Annotated in this window: 1 protein-coding gene and 1 pseudogene; both read left to right on the top strand. The window is 45.4% G+C overall.

Features of this window, described 5'->3' with window-relative positions; all coding sequences use genetic code 11:
• The first annotated feature begins 93 nt into the window (after positions 1-93).
• Positions 94-1,419 (top strand): 23S rRNA (uracil(1939)-C(5))-methyltransferase RlmD, encoded by a 1,326-nt coding sequence (rlmD, locus tag KIV40_RS27955; RefSeq protein WP_285352463.1) that lies wholly within the window; start codon positions 94-96, stop codon positions 1,417-1,419.
• A gap of 105 nt (positions 1,420-1,524) precedes the next feature.
• Positions 1,525-1,744: pseudogene (locus KIV40_RS27950) on the top strand (GTP pyrophosphokinase); the annotation flags it as partial.

The following is a 1,744-nucleotide window of genomic DNA, read 5'->3' as shown; positions in this document are numbered from 1 at the left end:
TAATCAAAGCCGCCACATTCGACAATGATTCCAAGACATAATAGTGAGTCCTGGATACAAATAAATGATTTAAAGATAGTTTAGGCACAAGCAATGGCACGTTTTTTTCAACCAAAAAAGAAAACTCAATTCGAGACCAAGCATCAATCGGTTTTGGTTGAACGAATGGATCACAATGGCGCAGGTATCGCTTATCAGAAAAATAAACCTGTGTTTATTGATGGTGCGTTGCCGGGTGAGCAAGTTGTGATTCAACTGACAGAGAGCAAAAGTAAGTTTGCCCGTGCAAAACTGATCAAGCTTTTAAAACCGAGTGAGCAGCGTTTAAAGCCTTTCTGTAAGCACTTTAATCAGTGTGGTGGTTGTCATCTACAACATATGGATTACGCATCACAAGTCGAGCATAAAGGGCAATCACTGAGCCATTTGATGAGCCAGTACCAAACGCCGAAGACTGAAACTGCCGAGCCAATCACTGGCGCACAGGTAGGGTATCGCCGCCGCGCTCGTGTCAGCCTATTTATGGATAGAAAGAACCAACAGCTGCAGTTCGGTTTTCGTAAGAAGCAAAGCAAGCATATCGAGAACGTGACGGATTGTGCGGTGCTGGAGCCAAGCCTGAATGCACTGTTACCAAAACTGAAAGCGCTGCTTGATACCTTTAGCCAGCCGATGAATCTCGGTCACGTTGAATTGGTTCTGTCTGATAACGGCCCTGTGATTGTTCTGCGCCACTTAAAGCCTTTGGCTGAGAAAGAGCAACAAGCACTGATTGATTTGGCAACGGCAGAAGGTGCAATCTTGTATTCGATGCCAGAAACGGATCAGCTGATTCGTCTCGTTGGTGAAGCGCCAACATACAGTGAAACTGGGGTGACATTACCATTTGAGCCAAACCACTTTATTCAAGTTAACCAACAGGTGAACCAGAAGATGGTGGCACAAGCGATTGACTGGCTTGACCCACAAGCGGATGAGCGTGTGCTCGACCTCTTCTGTGGCTTAGGTAACTTCAGTTTGCCTATCGCAAAACAATCAGCTGTTGTGGTTGGGGTTGAGGGCGTTGATGAAATGGTGAAGCAGGCGACCAGTAACGCCAAGATTAACCAGTTAGATAACGCGACTTTTTATCAGGCGAACCTAGAAGAAGAACTCTCTTGCCAGCCTTGGGCAAAAGAGAAGTTCGACAAGGTGTTGCTTGACCCTGCGCGAGCTGGCGCAAGTGGGATCGTCGATCAAATCTCAGCGCTGGGAGCGAAGAGCGTGGTTTATGTTTCATGTAATCCTGCTACTCTAGCTAGAGATACGGCAATCCTGCAAAATCAAGGTTATCAAATGGTCAAAATGGGCATGTTAGACATGTTTCCACATTCCAGTCATTTGGAATCTATGGCACTATTCGTCAAAGAGAAATCATAAAATTAAAAGGCGTGGAAGAAACGTCTTGTTACCAGTATGAGTCGAACTAACTTGGACCCGGTTAGTCATATTGAGTTGGGTATAAAACATAATAACTAGGAAGGCATGATGGTTGCGGTACGAAGCGCGCATTTAAACCCAAGCGAACAGTTTGAGCTAGAGAGCTGGATTGCATCTTTAAATCAGGATGCCAAAACGTCGAATAAACTGATCAAGGTTTATCGTCACTGTGAAGAACTGCTAAAAGAGCATGAGCAAGCCTCACTGCTGTTGTGGCGTGGCCGAGAGATGATTGAAATCTTGGTGACGTTATCAATGGATCGCG

The organism is Vibrio sp. D173a, assembly GCF_030248475.1.
This window is presented reverse-complemented; position numbering and strand designations above follow the sequence as displayed.